15 protein-coding genes are annotated in these 17,560 nt (G+C 51.5%); 3 read left to right on the forward strand and 12 right to left on the reverse strand.

From position 1 onward, the window contains the following. Window positions 1–47: 47 nt before the first annotated feature. The 6 genes from oppF to IEX01_RS08055 form a co-directional block, all read right to left on the reverse strand. Window positions 48–1,052 (reverse strand): murein tripeptide/oligopeptide ABC transporter ATP binding protein OppF, encoded by a 1,005-nt coding sequence (gene oppF / locus IEX01_RS08030; protein WP_024556096.1) that lies wholly within the window; start codon window positions 1,050–1,052, stop codon window positions 48–50. After that, window positions 1,049–2,062, reverse strand: coding sequence for an ABC transporter ATP-binding protein (locus tag IEX01_RS08035; RefSeq protein ID WP_024556095.1), 1,014 nt, complete (start codon window positions 2,060–2,062; stop codon window positions 1,049–1,051). Before IEX01_RS08035 ends, oppF begins: the two co-directional genes overlap by 4 nt. Window positions 2,063–2,073: 11 nt before the next feature. After that, on the reverse strand, window positions 2,074–2,982 hold the full coding sequence (gene oppC / locus IEX01_RS08040) for an oligopeptide ABC transporter permease OppC (protein WP_024556094.1): 909 nt from the start codon (window positions 2,980–2,982) through the stop codon (window positions 2,074–2,076). A 13-nt stretch (window positions 2,983–2,995) separates the two neighbouring features. Continuing rightward, a complete protein-coding gene (gene oppB, locus IEX01_RS08045) occupies window positions 2,996–3,916 on the reverse strand; it encodes an oligopeptide ABC transporter permease OppB (protein ID WP_024556093.1) in 921 nt (306 codons plus the stop codon). A gap of 196 nt (window positions 3,917–4,112) precedes the next feature. After that, complete coding sequence (gene oppA / locus IEX01_RS08050; RefSeq protein WP_188723622.1) at window positions 4,113–5,741, reverse strand: oligopeptide ABC transporter substrate-binding protein OppA; 1,629 nt, start codon at window positions 5,739–5,741, stop codon at window positions 4,113–4,115. A gap of 798 nt (window positions 5,742–6,539) precedes the next feature. After that, window positions 6,540–7,187, reverse strand: a complete 648-nt coding sequence (locus tag IEX01_RS08055; protein ID WP_167541509.1) for a YchE family NAAT transporter — start codon at window positions 7,185–7,187, stop codon at window positions 6,540–6,542. 470 nt (window positions 7,188–7,657) lie between these two features. Between IEX01_RS08055 and adhE the strand changes: the two genes are divergently transcribed. Further along, window positions 7,658–10,336 (forward strand): bifunctional acetaldehyde-CoA/alcohol dehydrogenase, encoded by a 2,679-nt coding sequence (adhE, locus tag IEX01_RS08060; RefSeq protein WP_024560941.1) that lies wholly within the window; start codon window positions 7,658–7,660, stop codon window positions 10,334–10,336. A 132-nt stretch (window positions 10,337–10,468) separates the two neighbouring features. Here adhE and tdk read toward each other — a convergent pair whose 3' ends face one another. After that, a complete protein-coding gene (gene tdk, locus IEX01_RS08065; RefSeq protein WP_024560940.1) occupies window positions 10,469–11,089 on the reverse strand; it encodes a thymidine kinase in 621 nt (206 codons plus the stop codon). Window positions 11,090–11,644: 555 nt separating this feature from the next. On the opposite strand from tdk, the gene hns reads away from it, so the two are divergent. Next, on the forward strand, window positions 11,645–12,055 hold the full coding sequence (gene hns / locus IEX01_RS08070) for a histone-like nucleoid-structuring protein H-NS (RefSeq protein WP_024553058.1): 411 nt from the start codon (window positions 11,645–11,647) through the stop codon (window positions 12,053–12,055). Between the two features lie 61 nt (window positions 12,056–12,116). Here hns and IEX01_RS08075 read toward each other — a convergent pair whose 3' ends face one another. From IEX01_RS08075 to IEX01_RS08095, 5 genes are all read right to left on the reverse strand, one after another. Further along, window positions 12,117–13,130 carry an NAD-dependent epimerase gene (locus IEX01_RS08075; RefSeq protein ID WP_188723623.1) on the reverse strand — a complete coding sequence of 338 codons (1,014 nt, stop codon included), beginning with the start codon at window positions 13,128–13,130 and terminating at the stop codon, window positions 12,117–12,119. Between the two features lie 14 nt (window positions 13,131–13,144). Beyond that, window positions 13,145–14,485 (reverse strand): UDP-glucose dehydrogenase family protein, encoded by a 1,341-nt coding sequence (locus IEX01_RS08080; protein ID WP_048887441.1) that lies wholly within the window; start codon window positions 14,483–14,485, stop codon window positions 13,145–13,147. Between the two features lie 22 nt (window positions 14,486–14,507). After that, window positions 14,508–15,416, reverse strand: a complete 909-nt coding sequence (gene galU / locus IEX01_RS08085) for a UTP--glucose-1-phosphate uridylyltransferase GalU (RefSeq protein WP_024556086.1) — start codon at window positions 15,414–15,416, stop codon at window positions 14,508–14,510. Window positions 15,417–15,618: 202 nt separating this feature from the next. Continuing rightward, window positions 15,619–16,632, reverse strand: coding sequence for a two-component system response regulator RssB (gene rssB / locus IEX01_RS08090; protein ID WP_024556085.1), 1,014 nt, complete (start codon window positions 16,630–16,632; stop codon window positions 15,619–15,621). Then, window positions 16,629–16,985, reverse strand: coding sequence for a hypothetical protein (locus IEX01_RS08095; RefSeq protein WP_188723624.1), 357 nt, complete (start codon window positions 16,983–16,985; stop codon window positions 16,629–16,631). The genes rssB and IEX01_RS08095 overlap by 4 nt, the downstream gene beginning before the upstream one ends. A gap of 114 nt (window positions 16,986–17,099) precedes the next feature. Between IEX01_RS08095 and IEX01_RS08100 the strand changes: the two genes are divergently transcribed. Beyond that, window positions 17,100–17,558, forward strand: a complete 459-nt coding sequence (locus IEX01_RS08100; RefSeq protein WP_188723625.1) for a YchJ family protein — start codon at window positions 17,100–17,102, stop codon at window positions 17,556–17,558. Window positions 17,559–17,560 lie beyond the last annotated feature (2 nt).

Genomic DNA, 17,560 nt, shown 5'->3' on the forward strand with positions numbered 1-17,560 from the left:
GTGGCCTCCGGAAGAAAAAAGGGCTGACATGATGTCAGCCCTTGCGCTTAAAGCGGGTCCACCTTCAGACAGGAGACCGCATGCCGGAAACTCCCTTCCAGTACCGGACGCGTTTTCGCGCACTCCGGCCCGGCCATCGGGCAACGGGTGCGGAACACGCAGCCCGAAGGGGGGTTAATCGGCGACGGAAGCTCGCCTTCCAGCAGCTGGATAGTCTTATTCTTCTCCAGATCCGGGTCCGGGATCGGCACCGCTGACATCAGCGCCCGCGTATACGGGTGCAGCGGGTTATTATATACCTCATCATAGGTGCCAAGCTCCACCGCATGTCCCAGATACATCACCAGAACGCGATCGGAGATATGTTTTACTACCGCCAGGTCGTGGGCGATAAAAATAAGCGACAGCCCCATTTCGCGCTGCAGTTTTTGCAGCAGATTGACCACCTGAGCCTGAATAGAAACATCCAACGCGGACACCGGTTCGTCACAGATAATCAGCTTCGGCTCCAGGATCAGCGCGCGGGCAATGCCGATACGCTGGCATTGCCCGCCGGAAAACTCGTGCGGATAACGGTTGACGAGGTTCGGCAGCAGCCCCACCTTCATCATCATCGCCTTCACGCGGTCGCGAACATCCTGACGCGGCATTGTCGGATAATAGGTGCGAAGCGGTTCGGCAATGATTTCGCCAATCGTCATTCGCGGGTTCAGGGAGGCCAGCGGGTCCTGGAAAATCATCTGAATATCGCTGCGAACATCGCGCCACTCTTGCGGCTTCATGCCGAGCAAATCCTTGCCAAGCCATGCCACCCGGCCGCTGGTGGCTTTCACCAGGCCAATGATGGCGCGCGCGAAGGTAGATTTCCCGCAGCCAGACTCCCCCACCACGCCCAGCGTTTCGCCTTCATAAAGACGCAGCGTAACGCCATCTACCGCTTTCAGGGTTTTTGGCGGCTGCCAGAACCACTGTTTGCCGTCTTTGATATCAAAGTGCACTTTCAGATCGGCAATTTCGAGCAACACTTTTTTCTCTTCAGCAACGGCGCTCATGCTAACTCCTCCACCGGCTTATAGCAGGCGCGTAAACGCCCTGGCGCGAACTCCATTAACGGCGGCGCGCTATTACAGATTTCCATCGCATGCGGGCAGCGAGGCTGGAACGGACACCCCTTCGGCAGCTTCAACAGGTTTGGCGGGTTGCCAGGAATGGTAAGCAGCGATTCCCCTTCCGCATCCAGGCGCGGCACCGCGTTCAGCAGGCCAATGGAGTAAGGATGCGCCGGATGATAGAAAACATCGCGTGCGCGGCCATATTCCATCGTGCGTCCGGCATACATCACCAGCACTTTATCGCAGATACCCGCCACAACGCCTAAGTCATGGGTAATCATGATAATCGCGGTGTTGAACTCACGCTTGAGTTCGTTAAGCAGCGTCATGATCTGCGCCTGAACGGTAACGTCGAGCGCGGTGGTCGGTTCGTCGGCAATCAGCAGTTTCGGGCGGCACAGCAGCGCCATCGCAATCATCACGCGCTGGCGCATACCGCCGGAAAACTCATGCGGATACATGCGCATGCGCTTACGCGCCTCCGGCATTTTTACTGCATCCAGCATGCGAACGGATTCTTCAAACGCTTCCGCTTTGCTCATGCTTTTATGCAGCATAAGCACTTCCATGAGTTGCTCGCCTACGCGCATGTAGGGGTTCAACGAGGTCATCGGATCCTGGAAAATCATGGAAATCTGTTCAGCGCGCAGCTGGTTCAGTGCTTTCTCCGGCAAATTAAGGATCTGTCTGCCATCAAACGTCGCCGAACCACCGATGCGGCCGTTGGCGGCAAGCAGCCCCATTAACGCGAACGCCGTCTGGGATTTGCCGGAGCCGGATTCCCCCACGATGCCCAGCGTTTCACCGGCGCGCAGGCTAAAGTTCAGGTCGTTAACCGCCGTGACATCGCCATCAGGCGTGGCGAACGTCACCCGCAAATCTTTCACTTCCAGCAGTGATGGCGTTTGCGTGCCGGCGCGGGTGATATCGGTAATTTCAATCGTGCTCATGGCGGCACTCCTTAACGATCTTTCGGGTCGAGGGCATCACGCAGGCCATCGCCGATAAAGTTAAAACAAAACAGGGTGACCACGAGGAATCCTGCCGGAAAGAGCAGCAGCCAGGGTGACACTTCCATGGAGTTGGCGCCGTCACTCAGCAGCGCCCCCCAGGAACTCAGCGGCTCCTGCGTGCCGAGGCCCAGGAAGCTCAGGAAGGACTCAAACAGGATCATGCTTGGCACCAGCAGCGAAGCGTAAACCACCACCACGCCCAGCACGTTTGGCACGATATGCCGAACCACAATGCTGGCGGTAGAAACCCCGCCTACCTGGGCTGCTTCGATAAACTCTTTGCGCTTAAGGCTGAGCGTCTGGCCGCGCACGATGCGCGCCATATCCAGCCAGGATACCATGCCGATGGCCACAAAGATGAGCAGGATGTTCTGACCAAAAAAGGTGACCAGCAGGATAACGAAGAACATGAACGGGAAGGAGTTCAGGATCTCCAGCAGGCGCATCATGACGGAATCCACTTTGCCGCCGAGGTAACCGGAAAGCGAACCGTAAAGCGTGCCGACGATGACCGCCACCAGCGCCGCCGCCACGCCCACCATCAGCGAAATGCGCCCGCCTATCGCCACACGCACCAGCAGATCGCGGCCGGAAGAGTCGGTACCGAACCAGTGGCCGGATTCGGTATCCGGCGGGCTCGACATCATTCCCCAGTCAGTATCGAAGTAGCTGAATTGTGAAAGCATCGGCGCGAGCGTGACGAACAACGCAATCAACGCCAGTACGACCAGGCTCGCGACCGCTGCGCGGTTATGCACAAAGCGACGACGCGCGTCCTGCCAGAGGCTGCGCCCTTCTACTTCCAGTTTTTCACTGAAGTTTTCCAGCGCCTCGCTGTTTTTCTTACTCAACATCATGGCGACTCCAGCGTCAGTAACGGATTTTCGGGTCGATGACGGCATAAAGCACATCGACAATGGCGTTAAAAAGGATGGTCAGCGCGCCGACCAGGATAGTCAGGCTCAGCACCAGCGAATAGTCGCGGTTCAGCGCTCCGTTAACGAAAAGCTGGCCGATACCCGGCAGACCATAGATAGTTTCGATAACCATCGAGCCGGTGATAATGCCGACAAACGCCGGGCCCATATACGAGAGCACCGGCAGCAGCGCCGGTTTCAGCGCATGACGCAGGATAATCCGACGCATCGGCAGCCCTTTCGCCCGCGCGGTGCGGATGAAGTTAGAGTGCAGCACTTCAATCATCGAACCGCGCGTAATACGCGCGATACTGGCGATATAGGCAAGGGAGAGCGCCACCATCGGCAGGATCATAAATTTTAACGCCCCGCCATTCCAGCCGCCGCCGGGAAGCCACTGCAGCGTGATGGCGAATATCATGACCAGTAGCGGGGCTACGACGAAACTCGGTATCACTACCCCGGTCATCGCAATGCCCATTACCGTGTAATCCCATTTGGTATTTTGTTTAAGCGCTGCAATCACGCCCGCCGTTACGCCCAGAATGACCGCCAGCAAAAAGGCCGCGGCGCCGAGTTTCGCGGAAACCGGAAACGAAGAGGCCACAAGATCGTTAACGGAATAATCTTTATATTTGAATGACGGCCCGAAATCTCCGTGAGCCAGCTGTTTCAGGTAACTGAAATACTGAGTCAGAATCGGATCGTTTAAATGGTATTTCGCCTCGATATTCGCCATGACTTCTGGCGGCAGCGCACGCTCGCCGGTAAAGGGGCTGCCCGGCGCCAGACGCATCATAAAGAAGGAAATAGTGATAAGAATAAAGAGTGTCGGAATCGCTTCCAGACAGCGACGTAGTATAAATTTCAACATTGCCCGTACCTTCTGGCATGTGCCTTTGAGTAAAGATGAAAAAGGAGCCTGCGCCAGACGGCTTTACGGCTCCAGGGCACAGTGGCGCGAGTGCAACTTTCTTATTCACGCGACGGCGTTTATTTCCGCCGCAGGTTATGCGGCGGAAAAGGTTACCGCTGCGAGAAGAGAAATTGTTTCGCCCCACGCATTGCCATTAGTGCTTGATAATATAAAGGTTCTTAACGTAGATATTATCCATCGGGTCTTTACCGGTATAACCACCCACCCACGGTTTCACCAGACGGGCGTTCACGTAGTAATAAACCGGCACGATCGCGGAGTCTTTATCAAGCTGTTCTTCCGCTTTCTGATAAAGCGCGGTGCGCTGCCCTTCATCCGTCACCTTCAGCGTATCGCCGATAATCTTATCGAACGCTTCGCTCTTATAGTGCGCGGTATTGTTTGAGCTGTCAGAGAGCATGGTGTTCAGGAAGGAAGTCGGTTCGTTGTAATCCGCACACCAGCCCGCACGCGCTACGTCGAAGTTGCCCTGATGACGGGTATCCAGGAAGGTTTTCCACTCCTGGTTTTCCAGCTTCACGTTCACGCCGAGGTTTTTCTTCCAGATGGAAGAGACGGCGATAGCCAGTTTCTTGTGCAGATCGGACGTGTTGTACAGCAGGTCGAACGTCAGCGGCTTATCCGCCGTGTAGCCTGCTTCCGCCAACAGCTTTTTCGCTTCCGCGTTACGCTGTTCCTGGGTCATTTTGAACCAGGCGGGTTCGGTCAGCTTCGCGCCGTCGGTATAAGGCGGGGTGTAGCTATAAGCTGGCAGGTCGCCCTGGTTTTTCACTTTGTTAACAATGATATCGCGATCCAGGCCCAGTTTCAGCGCGGCGCGAACGCGCGGATCGTTAAATGGCGGCTTCTGGTTGTTGATTTCGTAGTAGTAGGTGCACAGGTACGGGTCAACGTGCACCTCTTTAGGGATCTCTTTTTTCAGCTTCTGGAAGAGTTCGATCGGCATGTTGTTATAAGTCATGTCGATTTCGCCGCTGCGGTAGCGGTTTACGTCTGTCACTTCAGAAGAGATAGGCAGGTAAGTAACCTGGTTGATAACCGTTTTCGCGTTATCCCAGTAATTGGTGTTGCGCTCGAGCACGATGCGCTCGTTCACTACCCAATCTTTGAGCTTATAAGCGCCGTTCGAAACGATATTGGCAGGCTGCGTCCATTTTTCGCCAAATTTCTCTACAACGGCTTTAGGTACCGGCGACATCGAGGAGTGCACCAGCAGCTTATAGAAGTAAGGAACCGGTTCGGTCAGAGTGACTTCGAGAGTATTATCATCGATCGCTTTAACGCCAAGTTCAGTCGGCTTCTTTTTACCAGCGATGATGTCGTCGATATTCGCGATATGACCATATTGCAGGTAGCTTTCATAAGGTGAAGCCGTGTTCGGATCGGCCAGACGCTGCCAGCTGTACACGAAATCTTGCGCCGTTACCGGTTCGCCGTTGGACCACTTCGCATCTTTACGCAGATGGAACGTCCAGACTTTGAAATCTTTATTTTCCCACTTTTCCGCCACGCCCGCGCTCGGGTGCCCGTCCACATCAGTCACCAGCAGGCCTTCAAACAGGTCGCGGTTGATATTGGATTCCGGCACGCCTTCAATTTTGTGCGGATCGAGGGATTGCACTTCAGAACCATTGTTGCGCACCAGCGTTTGTTTTTCCGCCAGTTGCACACCTGCAGGCACATTCGCAGCCATTGCGTTAACCGCGATTAGCGCAGAAAGAATTCCCGCCGCTACCAGACTTTTTTTTGTGATGATGGTCATTGTGATAATACTCCAATCATTATAATTACTGGCCCTGAAGCCAGCCTCTTGCTGCCCTTTTGGGCGCCTGTACAGCGCAGGAGCGATTTGCCGCTGTCAGGTTTTTCTTTTTTTTACTGCTTGCTATCACCGACTTTATTTATAACGACCACTCGTACGGCGGTCTTTACGTCGATTCCTGGCTTCTCTTCCCCTGTCTGAAGAGAAGCGAGAGGATGGCGAACCTGCCGCCCGAAAACGCTTTCAGACAAAAAGCATTCTCATTAACTAATAATTTGCAGCCGAATGTTTTGGCCGGAAGGTATCAAAAGCGACAATCCTGCGCCAATAGAATTTACAAATTTGTTAAGCATTTCTCTTTTAGAGAGGCCAAAAACGATATTTAGCGCTACTCCAGGAGAAGTTAAATCTCGATAAAAACATTAACAATCAATGCGTTACGCTTATAAAATGGGCTTGCGGTTACGCATTTTGAACCCCGTCACACAAAATCACATAAAATTAACATTTGTCTATTTTTTAGCACATTCATCTGCTTTGCGAATGAAATTACTAATAACATTTCAGTTATCCGTCAGCAAGAACAAGAGTATGGTGTGAGAAAAATAACAAACCTTTTGCTCTCTTTCTGCACGCCGGCTAACAACAGCTGTTAGCAACGTATTGATTTTAAATAACTAAGCTGATGCATTCTTTTTTGCTATGACAATGTTGCATTTGGTCGCATACAAGACGAAATGCTAATGAAGTCGCAAAAAAAAGCGGAGCCGGAGCTCCGCTTTTTCAAATGAAAGCGATTTAATTAAGCAAACCTGGAAAGATAGCTTTCAGACCCGTCACAATAAACTCGATGCCAAGGGCCATTAGCAATAGCCCCATAATACGCGTTATCACGTTAATGCCGGTCTGACCCAGTAAGCGCACAAGCCACGGAGCAAGACGGAAAACGCCCCAACAGCAGAGGGCAAAAACAGCAATAGCCAGTGAAAATCCCACCATATAACCCAGGCTGTGGTAACGCGTTCCCCAGACGATGGTTGAACTTATCGCGCCCGGTCCCGCCATCAAAGGAAGCGCCAGCGGCACTACGCCCACGCTTTCACGAATTGCGGTTTCTGATTTCTCTTGTTTGTTTTGCTTATCCTCACCCAGCTTGCCGCTAATCATCGACATAGCGATAGTGACAACCAGTATGCCGCCCGCGATACGGAAGGAATCTATAGAAATACCGAACAATTGCAGGATGGCATCGCCCAGAAAAAGCGACGTCCACAGAATGATGGCGACAGAGAGGTTGGCAGTAAGGTTCGTCTTATTACGGGCCACCGCGGTTTGGTAACTGGTCATGCTAATAAAGACGGGGATAATCCCAACCGGGTTAACCAGCGCAAAGAGCCCGATAAAGAACTTAAAGTAGGTTGGCATATCTAAGAAAGAGTGGGCCACAAGAACTCCAGAAATGAGCCATGCAAAAGACTCGCGTAATGTAAAGGAAAAGGCCCACGTACGCTACGCTGATCCGCAGGGCAATATTCTTCTTATTCCTTTTTCAGGAAAACGAACCGCTCTTGTTATTTATTTGTTGTAATTATGGTAACGTAATTTATATACGCTGTAGCTAAGCTATTACACAATGCTGTAATACTGAAATATGGCCTGCTGAAAGGAGTCAGCATGGATATAAATTGATCCTGATCACGTTTTGCCTACTCAGAAGTGAGTAACCTGATTACGCCGCCAGGGAATAACAGCGAGCTTCAGGGCTGTGAGGGTAAGGCTCTTTTAGTAAATCAGCGTGGTGTCATTAGCTATTGCGTTGTCACATCCTGTCTGTTACGCGTGCTGTTTGGTCTAGCTTTATAAGTGATTCAAACAGCTGGTTTACTAAAAGAGTTTAACATTATCAGGAGAGCATTATGGCCGTTACTAATGTCGCTGAACTTAACGCCCTCGTCGAGCGCGTAAAAAAAGCCCAGCGTGAATACGCCAACTTTACTCAAGAACAGGTCGATAAAATCTTCCGCGCAGCCGCTCTGGCCGCCGCAGATGCTCGCATCCCCCTCGCTAAAATGGCCGTTGCCGAATCTGGTATGGGTATCGTCGAAGATAAAGTGATTAAAAACCACTTCGCTTCTGAATATATCTACAACGCCTACAAAGACGAGAAAACCTGCGGCATCCTGGAAGAAGACGATACCTTCGGCACTATCACTATCGCCGAACCCACTGGCATCATCTGCGGTATCGTTCCGACGACTAACCCGACATCCACCGCAATTTTTAAAGCGCTCATTAGCCTTAAAACACGCAACGCTATCATTTTCTCTCCGCACCCGCGTGCGAAAAACGCCACCAATAAAGCAGCTGATATCGTGCTTCAGGCCGCAATTGCTGCTGGTGCGCCAAAAGACATTATCGGTTGGATCGACGAACCTTCAGTTGAGCTGTCTAATCAGCTGATGCATCACCCGGATATCAACCTTATCCTCGCCACTGGCGGTCCGGGTATGGTGAAAGCCGCATACAGCTCAGGTAAACCGGCAATTGGCGTAGGCGCAGGCAACACGCCAGTCGTTATCGACGAAACCGCCGATATCAAACGTGCCGTGGCGTCCATCCTGATGTCCAAAACCTTCGATAACGGCGTTATCTGCGCATCTGAACAATCCGTTGTCGTTGTTGATTCTGTGTATGACGCTGTGCGCGAACGTTTCGCCACCCATGGCGGCTATCTGCTTCAGGGCAAAGAACTGAAAGCCGTTCAGGATATCATCCTGAAAAATGGCGGCCTGAACGCGGCTATCGTAGGCCAGCCTGCGACCAAAATCGCTGAAATGGCAGGCATCAGCGTACCGGCTGGCACCAAGATTCTGATCGGCGAAGTAACTCTCGTGGATGAAAGCGAACCGTTCGCACACGAGAAACTTTCCCCGACTCTCGCCATGTACCGCGCAAGAGACTTCGAAGACGCGGTAGTGAAAGCGGAAAAACTGGTTGCAATGGGCGGTATCGGTCATACCTCCTGCCTGTACACCGACCAGGATAACCAGCCGCAACGTGTCGCGCACTTTGGTCAAATGATGAAAACCGCGCGCATCCTCATCAATACCCCGGCGTCGCAGGGCGGTATCGGTGACCTTTATAACTTCAAACTGGCGCCTTCTTTGACGCTGGGTTGCGGTTCCTGGGGCGGTAACTCCATCTCTGAAAACGTGGGTCCGAAGCACCTGATCAACAAGAAAACCGTTGCCAAGCGAGCTGAGAACATGTTGTGGCATAAACTTCCGAAATCTATCTACTTCCGCCGCGGCTCTCTGCCTATCGCGCTGGATGAAGTGATTACTGATGGTCACAAACGCGCCATGATCGTGACTGACCGCTTCCTGTTCAACAATGGTTACGCTGATCAGATAACCTCCGTGCTGAAAGCAGCAGGCGTCGAAACCGAAGTATTCTTTGAAGTTGAAGCGGATCCGACCCTGAGCGTTGTTCGTAAAGGCGCTGAACTGGCTAATTCCTTCAAGCCGGACGTTATCATCGCACTGGGTGGCGGTTCTCCGATGGACGCCGCGAAGATCATGTGGGTCATGTATGAGCATCCGGAAACCCATTTCGAAGAACTGGCGCTGCGCTTTATGGATATCCGTAAACGTATCTACAAATTCCCGAAAATGGGCGTGAAAGCGAAAATGATCGCCGTCACCACCACTTCCGGTACCGGTTCTGAAGTGACTCCGTTCGCCGTGGTTACTGATGACGCAACTGGTCAGAAATATCCGCTGGCAGACTACGCGCTGACCCCAGACATGGCGATCGTCGACGCAAACCTGGTCATGGATATGCCGAAGTCACTCTGCGCGTTCGGTGGTCTGGATGCGGTAACTCATGCCCTGGAAGCTTATGTCTCTGTTCTGGCAAGCGAGTTTTCCGATGGTCAGGCTCTGCAGGCGCTGAAACTGCTGAAAGAAAACCTGCCGGCTTCTTACCATGAAGGCGCTAAAAACCCGGTTGCACGTGAGCGTGTTCACAGCGCCGCGACTATTGCGGGTATCGCCTTTGCGAACGCCTTCCTCGGCGTGTGCCACTCTATGGCGCACAAACTGGGTTCGCAGTTCCATATCCCGCACGGTCTGGCCAACGCCCTGCTGATTTCCAACGTTATCCGCTATAACGCGAACGATAACCCGACGAAGCAGACTGCATTCAGCCAGTACGACCGTCCGCAGGCGCGCCGCCGTTATGCCGAGATTGCTGACCACCTCGGTCTTTCTGCGCCGGGCGACCGCACCGCAGCGAAAATTGAAAAGCTGCTGGTATGGCTGGACAGCATTAAAGCTGAACTGGGCATTCCTAAGTCTATCCGTGAAGCGGGCGTGCAGGAAGCGGACTTCCTGGCGCATGTTGATAAGCTGTCTGAAGACGCCTTTGACGATCAGTGTACCGGTGCTAACCCGCGCTATCCGCTGATTTCCGAGCTGAAACAGATTCTGCTGGATAGCTTCTATGGCCGCGAATACACCGAAGGCGGTGCAGCAGCTGCTAAAGAAGTCGCTCAGGTAGTAAAAGCTGACAAGAAAGCGAAAAAACCTGCCTGACAGGTACTAATCGCTGATAAAAAACCCGCCTGATGGCGGGTTTTTTTATTATGAAATTCAGAGTAACTGTAGAACTGGCATGGGCGCATTTTAAAGGCCATAGCAGCGGTTTCTCTACGTCTCCTACCTCCCCTATGACGAGCCCTCTTTTCGCTGCTGTACGGCCTGTAAAGAGCCTTTTGCAAGCGCTTCTTTATAATGTTTCCGGCAAACGGAGACATAGCGTTCGTTACCGCCGATAACGACCTGCTCCCCTTCATTATAAGGCTGTCCGTTTTGATCCAGCCGCAGCACCATGCTCGCTTTGCGTCCGCAGAAGCAGATAGTTTTCAGTTCGACCAGCTTATCGGACCAGGCCAGTAAATATTGGCTGCCGATAAATAGCTCGCCGCGAAAATCCGTACGCAACCCGTAACAAAGCACCGGAATATCTAACTCGTCCACTACGCCGGCAAGTTCATAAACCTGCTGACGCGTCAGGAACTGGCTTTCGTCCACCAGCACGCAATGTACTGGCTTACGCTCATGTTCTTCGCGAATGTCCGTAAATAACGATGTGCTCTGATTAAAAAGTTTTGCAGGCGATGAGAGACCGATGCGTGAACTCACTTTCCCGGCGCCGAAGCGATCGTCGATTTCCGCCGTATAGACGACCGTTCGCATCCCTCTTTCCTGGTAGTTATAGGAAGACTGAAGCAAAGCGGTAGATTTACCCGCGTTCATTGCAGAATAGTAAAAATAAAGTTGCGCCATTGGCGGCAAGCCCCATGGTATGAAACGGAATAGGCGTGATTGTACCATAACCTGCCAGTACCGCATGCCTGCTGGCGCTGCGTTAATCCCCGAAGCGCATTTAGCGTCAGAGTGCTTTATATTTACCCGCACGGTAATAATGCATTTACGACCATATAAGCGAACCAGTAAATAGCGGCTGCTATTATTAACCCTGGTTAACTAACCCCTTATCCAGACTGATAAAATTACTGAAAAATAAAAGAATAATGGCCCTCACGCGGGCAGTATCGGAGTTCATGCGAAAGAATGATATTTATACAGCCGCCCCTAACCGCGTTATAAAACGTTGCTTATGTTTCTTCTCTTTTCCTCTATAAAATCGTTGTCGCGCCCGCAATAAGCCCGCTTTTTTTGTACGGTTCTTAAAGGTAGATTTAACTTTGCTTTTTTTAATAACGTCCAAAATAAGCCGATATTTTGAATTCCTTACATTCTCACCTATTGCAGAAGTGAAATTAAGGCTCTATTATTAGGTCAACAAACCACCCCCAATATAAGTTTGAGATTACTACAATGAGCGAAGCACTTAAAATTCTGAACAACATCCGTACTCTTCGTGCGCAGGCAAGAGAATGCACCCTTGAAACGCTTGAAGAAATGCTGGAAAAATTAGAAGTTGTTGTGAATGAGCGCCGCGAAGAAGAAAGCGCTGCAGCAGCTGAAATCGAAGAGCGTACTCGTAAATTACAGCAGTATCGTGAAATGTTGATCGCGGATGGTATCGACCCGAACGAATTGCTGAACAGCATGTCTGCTGCTAAAACTGGCACTAAAGCCAAACGCGCTGCTCGCCCGGCAAAATATAGCTACATTGATGAAAACGGCGAAAGCAAAACCTGGACTGGCCAGGGTCGTACGCCGGCAGTTATCAAAAAAGCTATTGATGAAGGCAAACAGCTGGACGATTTCCTGATTAAAGACTAATACGCTTTAATAAAAAAACCCGCTTCGGCGGGTTTTTTGTTTTAAAGGGGATGAAACATAATCAACCAGCGACCTGATAAAACGCCTTATACCACTCTACAAAGCGCTTAACGCCCTCTTCTACTAAGGTATGCGGCTTAAAGCCAATCGCGTCATACAGGGCCGTTGTGTCCGCGCTGGTTTCAAGCACATCGCCCGGCTGTATCGGCATCATGTTTTTCTGCGCTTCTTTACCCAGCGCTTTTTCAAGCGCAGAAATATAATCCATCAGCTCGACAGGAGAGCTGTTGCCAATATTATATACACGATACGGAGCGGAGCTGGTGGCCGGCGATCCGGTTTCCACAGTCCACTTCGGGTCCGCCTGTGGAATAACGTCCTGCAAACGGACAATCGCCTCGGCAATATCATCGATATAAGTAAAATCACGACGCATTTTGCCATGGTTATAAACATCGATTCGCTTATCTTCCACGATCGCTTTCGTAAATTTAAATAACGCCATATCCGGGCGGCCCCAGGGACCATAAACTGTAAAAAAGCGTAACCCGGTGGTCGGCAAACCATAAAGATGGGAGTAGGTATGCGACATCAATTCATTGGCTTTTTTCGTCGCCGCGTATAAAGAAACGGGATGATCGACACTGTCATCGGTTGAAAACGGCATTTTACGGTTCAGGCCATAAACGGAACTGGAAGACGCGTATAATAAATGCTCAACCTGATGATGACGGCACCCCTCAAGCACATTCAAATGCCCTACCAGATTTGCGTCCGCATAAGCATGCGGGTTTTCCAGGGAATAACGAACGCCAGCCTGGGCGGCAAGATGAATAACGCGTTGAGGTTTTTCTGAAGCAAATAAATCCGCCATTCCCTGACGGTCGGCAAGGTCAAGCTTTTGAAAACGGAAATTGGGGTGATTTTCTATAAGGTTAAGGCGAGCGTATTTGAGGTTGACATCATAATAGTCATTCAGGTTATCGATACCGATAACCTGGTGACCGGCTGCCAGCAGACGCTCGCTGACGTGAAAACCAATAAAGCCTGCTGCGCCGGTTACCAGAAATTTCATACAACCCTCATTTATTATGCAATGTTAATGGATGCTCCGCGGCCGATTGCATAATAAACAAAGCCGCGTTTGCTGAGCCTGCCTGGATCATACAGGTTACGACCATCAAAGATAACCGGCTGTTTAAGGGAATTTTTAATGATGTCAAAGTCCGGCGCGCGGAAAGCCTGCCACTCGGTACAGATAACTAGCGCATCTGCCCCATGCAACGCGGCCTCTTTGGTGCCCATCAAACGCAGGTCGTCACGGTGGCCATAAATGCGCTGCGTTTCATCCATCGCTTCCGGATCGTAGGCCTGAACCGTCGCTCCACGCTTCCAGAGTTCCTCCATCAGTACACGGCTTGACGCTTCACGCATATCGTCAGTGTTGGGTTTAAAGGAAAGCCCCCACAGCGCGAACGTTTTACCGCTTAGATCTTCGCCGAAATGACGACGAATGAACTCTGGCAGCTTCTGCTTTTGATCGTGGTTAACGTCTTCTACGGCTTTAAGCAGACGCGGCACATAGCCAATCTGTTCGGAGGTACGGATTAACGCCTGTACATCTTTCGGGAAGCAGGAACCGCCGTAACCACAGCCAGGGTAGATAAAGTGATAGCCGATACGCGAGTCTGAACCGATGCCCTGCCGCACTTTTTCGATATCCGCGCCCAGACGCTCCGCCAGGTTCGAAATCTCGTTCATAAAGCTTATCTTCGTGGCCAACATGCAGTTGGCGGCATACTTGGTCAGCTCCGCGCTGCGGATATCCATCAGGATCATGCGGTCATGATTGCGGTTAAACGGCTCATAGAGCTCACGCAGCAGCTCAACGACATCGTCGTTATCCGTCCCCACCACGATGCGCTCAGGACGCATACAATCCGATACCGCCGCCCCTTCTTTCAGGAATTCCGGGTTGGAAACCACATCAAAGGGGATATCCACGCCGCGCGCCTGCAGCGTTTCGCTCATCACTTTACGGACTTTGTCCGCCGTGCCCACCGGCACGGTTGATTTATCCAGCACCACTTTGTGGCTGGTCATATGCTGAGCGATAGTCCGCGCCACAGCGGTGACATATTTCAGATCCGCAGAGCCGTCTTCATCCGGCGGGGTGCCGACTGCGATAAACTGCATTACGCCATGCTCAACGCCTTCCTGCGCGTTCGTGCTGAAGTGCAGCCGCCCCTCTTCATAATTTTTCTTCACAAGCGGGGTCAGACCCGGTTCATAAATCGGGATGACGCCTTTTTTCAGGTTCTCGACTTTATTTTCATCAACGTCGATACACATGACATCGTGGCCGACTTCCGCCAGCACCGCGGCCTGAACCAGACCGACGTAGCCAATACCAAAAACGGTTACTTTCATTGCCTTGTCCTGCCTGAATAGGTTACTTCTTATCGCCCACAGTTTCGTTCAGCCAGGCTTTAAATTCCTCACCGAGCGTGTTGTGGCGAATCCCATATTCTACGAACGCCTGCATGTAACCGAGTTTGTTGCCGCAGTCGTGGCTCTTGCCTTTCATGTGGTAGGCTTCCACTGTCTCTTTATCCATCAGCATAGCGATGGAGTCGGTGAGCTGGATTTCATCACCCGCTCCCGGAGGCGTTTTGGCCAGCAGCGGCCAAATATCGGCGCTGAGCACATAGCGGCCTACTACAGCCAGGTTGGACGGCGCGACGTTCGCCTTCGGTTTTTCAACGATGCCGACCATCGGCACGCTGTCGCCAGGCTGCAGCGCAACGCCTTTACAATCGACCACGCCATACGCGGTAACATCTTCTACAGGCTCAACCATGATCTGGCTGTTGCCGGTTTCATCGAAGCGCTTAATCATCTCAGCCAGGTTTTCCTGGGAGAGATCAGATTCAAACTCATCCAGAATGACGTCCGGCAGAATAACGGCGACCGGCTCGTCACCGACAACCGGGTGCGCGCACATCACAGCGTGGCCGAGGCCTTTCGCCAGGCCCTGACGAACCTGCATGATGGTGACATGCGGCGGGCAGATAGATTGCACTTCTTCCAGCAGCTGGCGCTTGACGCGTTTTTCCAGCATGGCTTCAAGTTCAAAACTGGTGTCGAAATGGTTTTCGATAGAGTTTTTGGAGGAGTGAGTGACCAGAACAATCTCAGTAATGCCAGCGGCGATACATTCGTTAACGACATACTGAATTAACGGCTTATCAACCAGCGGCAGCATCTCTTTTGGAATCGCCTTAGTGGCCGGCAACATCCTGGTCCCTAATCCCGCAACCGGGATTACTGCTTTTCTTACTTTCGAATTAATGGCAGCCATTGAATATTCTCCTGGACTGTTCAAGTTTGACACTTGTTCGTCAATTAAAAACGCGTTCGAGTATATCAGCATAGATTTGTATTAAGCGGCTGAATACGCGGTGCCCCGGCACTTTAGGACTAATACGAAGAAAACCAACGTGATATTAGCACCAGCAAAGAGCGTGCGGATAAAGCTATCTTGCTTTATCCCCGCCGAACGCTCATTCCGCAGACAACATCAGCCTTAAACGGCCGCCAGCGCCCCAAATCTGACACTGCCAGGATTCGCAACGCTGACTAATTTGATTTAAGTAAGTATTACCCAGCGTACCTAAAGGCACACCACTACTTACCTGAATTTGATGGTCGCCAGTATTTAACGTCGCGTTAAGACCAGCGGAAACCAGAATAAGATTTTTTAAACCGCTGTGGTAATACCCAACCATAAGCGGAAATTGTCCTACCAGATTTGCCTGGCGTAACAATTGGTTAACTTGTTTAAGTAAATTCCCCAGCTCGGGCAGGCGCTGTCGCTGCTGCGAAAGCTGCTCCTGTAATAACCCGTTAAAAAGCGCGCGTAAAAGCAACGCCGCCAATACGCCGTTATCGCCAGCACGGGTGACGTCGAGACAGTAAAAGGCGAGATCTTGCTCAGAAAGGGGGGCAATATCCAACACCAGGCCCGGCTCATCGGCAGAGACCAGCTGGCGATAATTAATGCGACAGTGAGATATGACCTGCTGAACCGGGGGTTGCAGCTCCTGCAGCAGCTTTGCCGCCGCCTGCGGGTTGTTCACCAGCGCGTCCCAGTCCTGGAACAAGCGCTCTTCTTCCTCTACGCGCGAGTTAAACATGTTCGGGTAAAGGCAGGCGAACACGGTTTCACGCAGGCGGTTTAAATCTTTAACTGGCTTTAGCAAGACATCCTGTACGCCAAGACGCAGCGCCTTAGCGATATCCGCCATGTTTTCCGTAGCGGAAATAACAAGAATCGGCGTTTGAACCCCTTCGTTGCGGATATGCTCCACCAGTTGCAACCCATTCATACGGGGCATTTCCAGATCGCAAATCAGCAAATCCGGTGTCTGTTGGGCCATTTTTTCCAGCGCTTCTATCCCATCCCACGCAACGGCGGTTTCCGCGCCCATTCCCGTGAGCCAGGCATCCAGCATTGAGCGGAAAACGGGTTCGTCTTCGACGATAAGGATCTGTTTTCCGGCTAAAGGTTGCGTCATCTTCTTCCCCCTGACAAATGACAACTTAATAGTGGCATGTTCAAGCGACTGCTGCCTGTCAGAATCGCCTGAAGAATGCTCGCTCTGGGGGAACTCTGTTTACATTGCGCCCGGTAAAAAGCGTGATAAATGATAAAAGTCCAGTAAGCGGGACATAATTTGCACAAAATAAAAACCACATTATCAATATATTCTTTGCGATAGTGCCTGGCTGTGTGTAACGCCGTTACGATCAAAAAGACCCCGGCCATGGATAGCATTCTAAAAAAACCTAAAATTGTGACGATGTCCAGCAGGGCGTTAATAATGGTGGATTTTTCTTCCCGAATCAGCCCTTCTGTTTGCTCTTTCATTACGCCTCGGTTGAAGTCCCCGGTATGACATCCCGTGGCGTCATCGCCACTGCTCGGTTAACATAATGCCGCCGTGGCGTCGAAACGCCGTTACTGTTTATTCAAGGAGCAACTTTGTCGCAACTTTGTCCTTGTGGCAGCGCACAGGAGTATAGCCTATGTTGCCAGCCTTATCTGTCTGGCGACAAGGCCGCGCCCGTTCCGTCACATCTCATGCGGTCTCGCTATTGCGCTTTTGTGATGAAAGACGCGAATTATCTTGTCGATACGTGGCATCCAGCGTGTCAGGCCAACGCCTTTCGGGCTGATATCGAGGCAGGCTTTGCCCATACTGAATGGCTGGGGCTGACTATTTTTGAAGAGGCGCCGGGGCAAAATGAAGAAGAAGGCTTCGTGAGTTTTGTCGCGCGCTATAGCGAGCAGGGCAAACCTGGCGCTATCATTGAACGTTCCCGGTTCTTAAAAGAGCACGGACGCTGGTATTATATTGACGGCGTTCGTCCGGTAATTGGTCGTAACGACCCCTGCCCCTGTGGTTCCGGTAAAAAATTTAAAAAGTGTTGCGGGCAATAAAC

This window comes from Franconibacter daqui, from assembly GCF_014644275.1.
In the GTDB taxonomy this organism is placed as follows: Bacteria; Pseudomonadota; Gammaproteobacteria; order Enterobacterales; family Enterobacteriaceae; genus Franconibacter; species Franconibacter pulveris.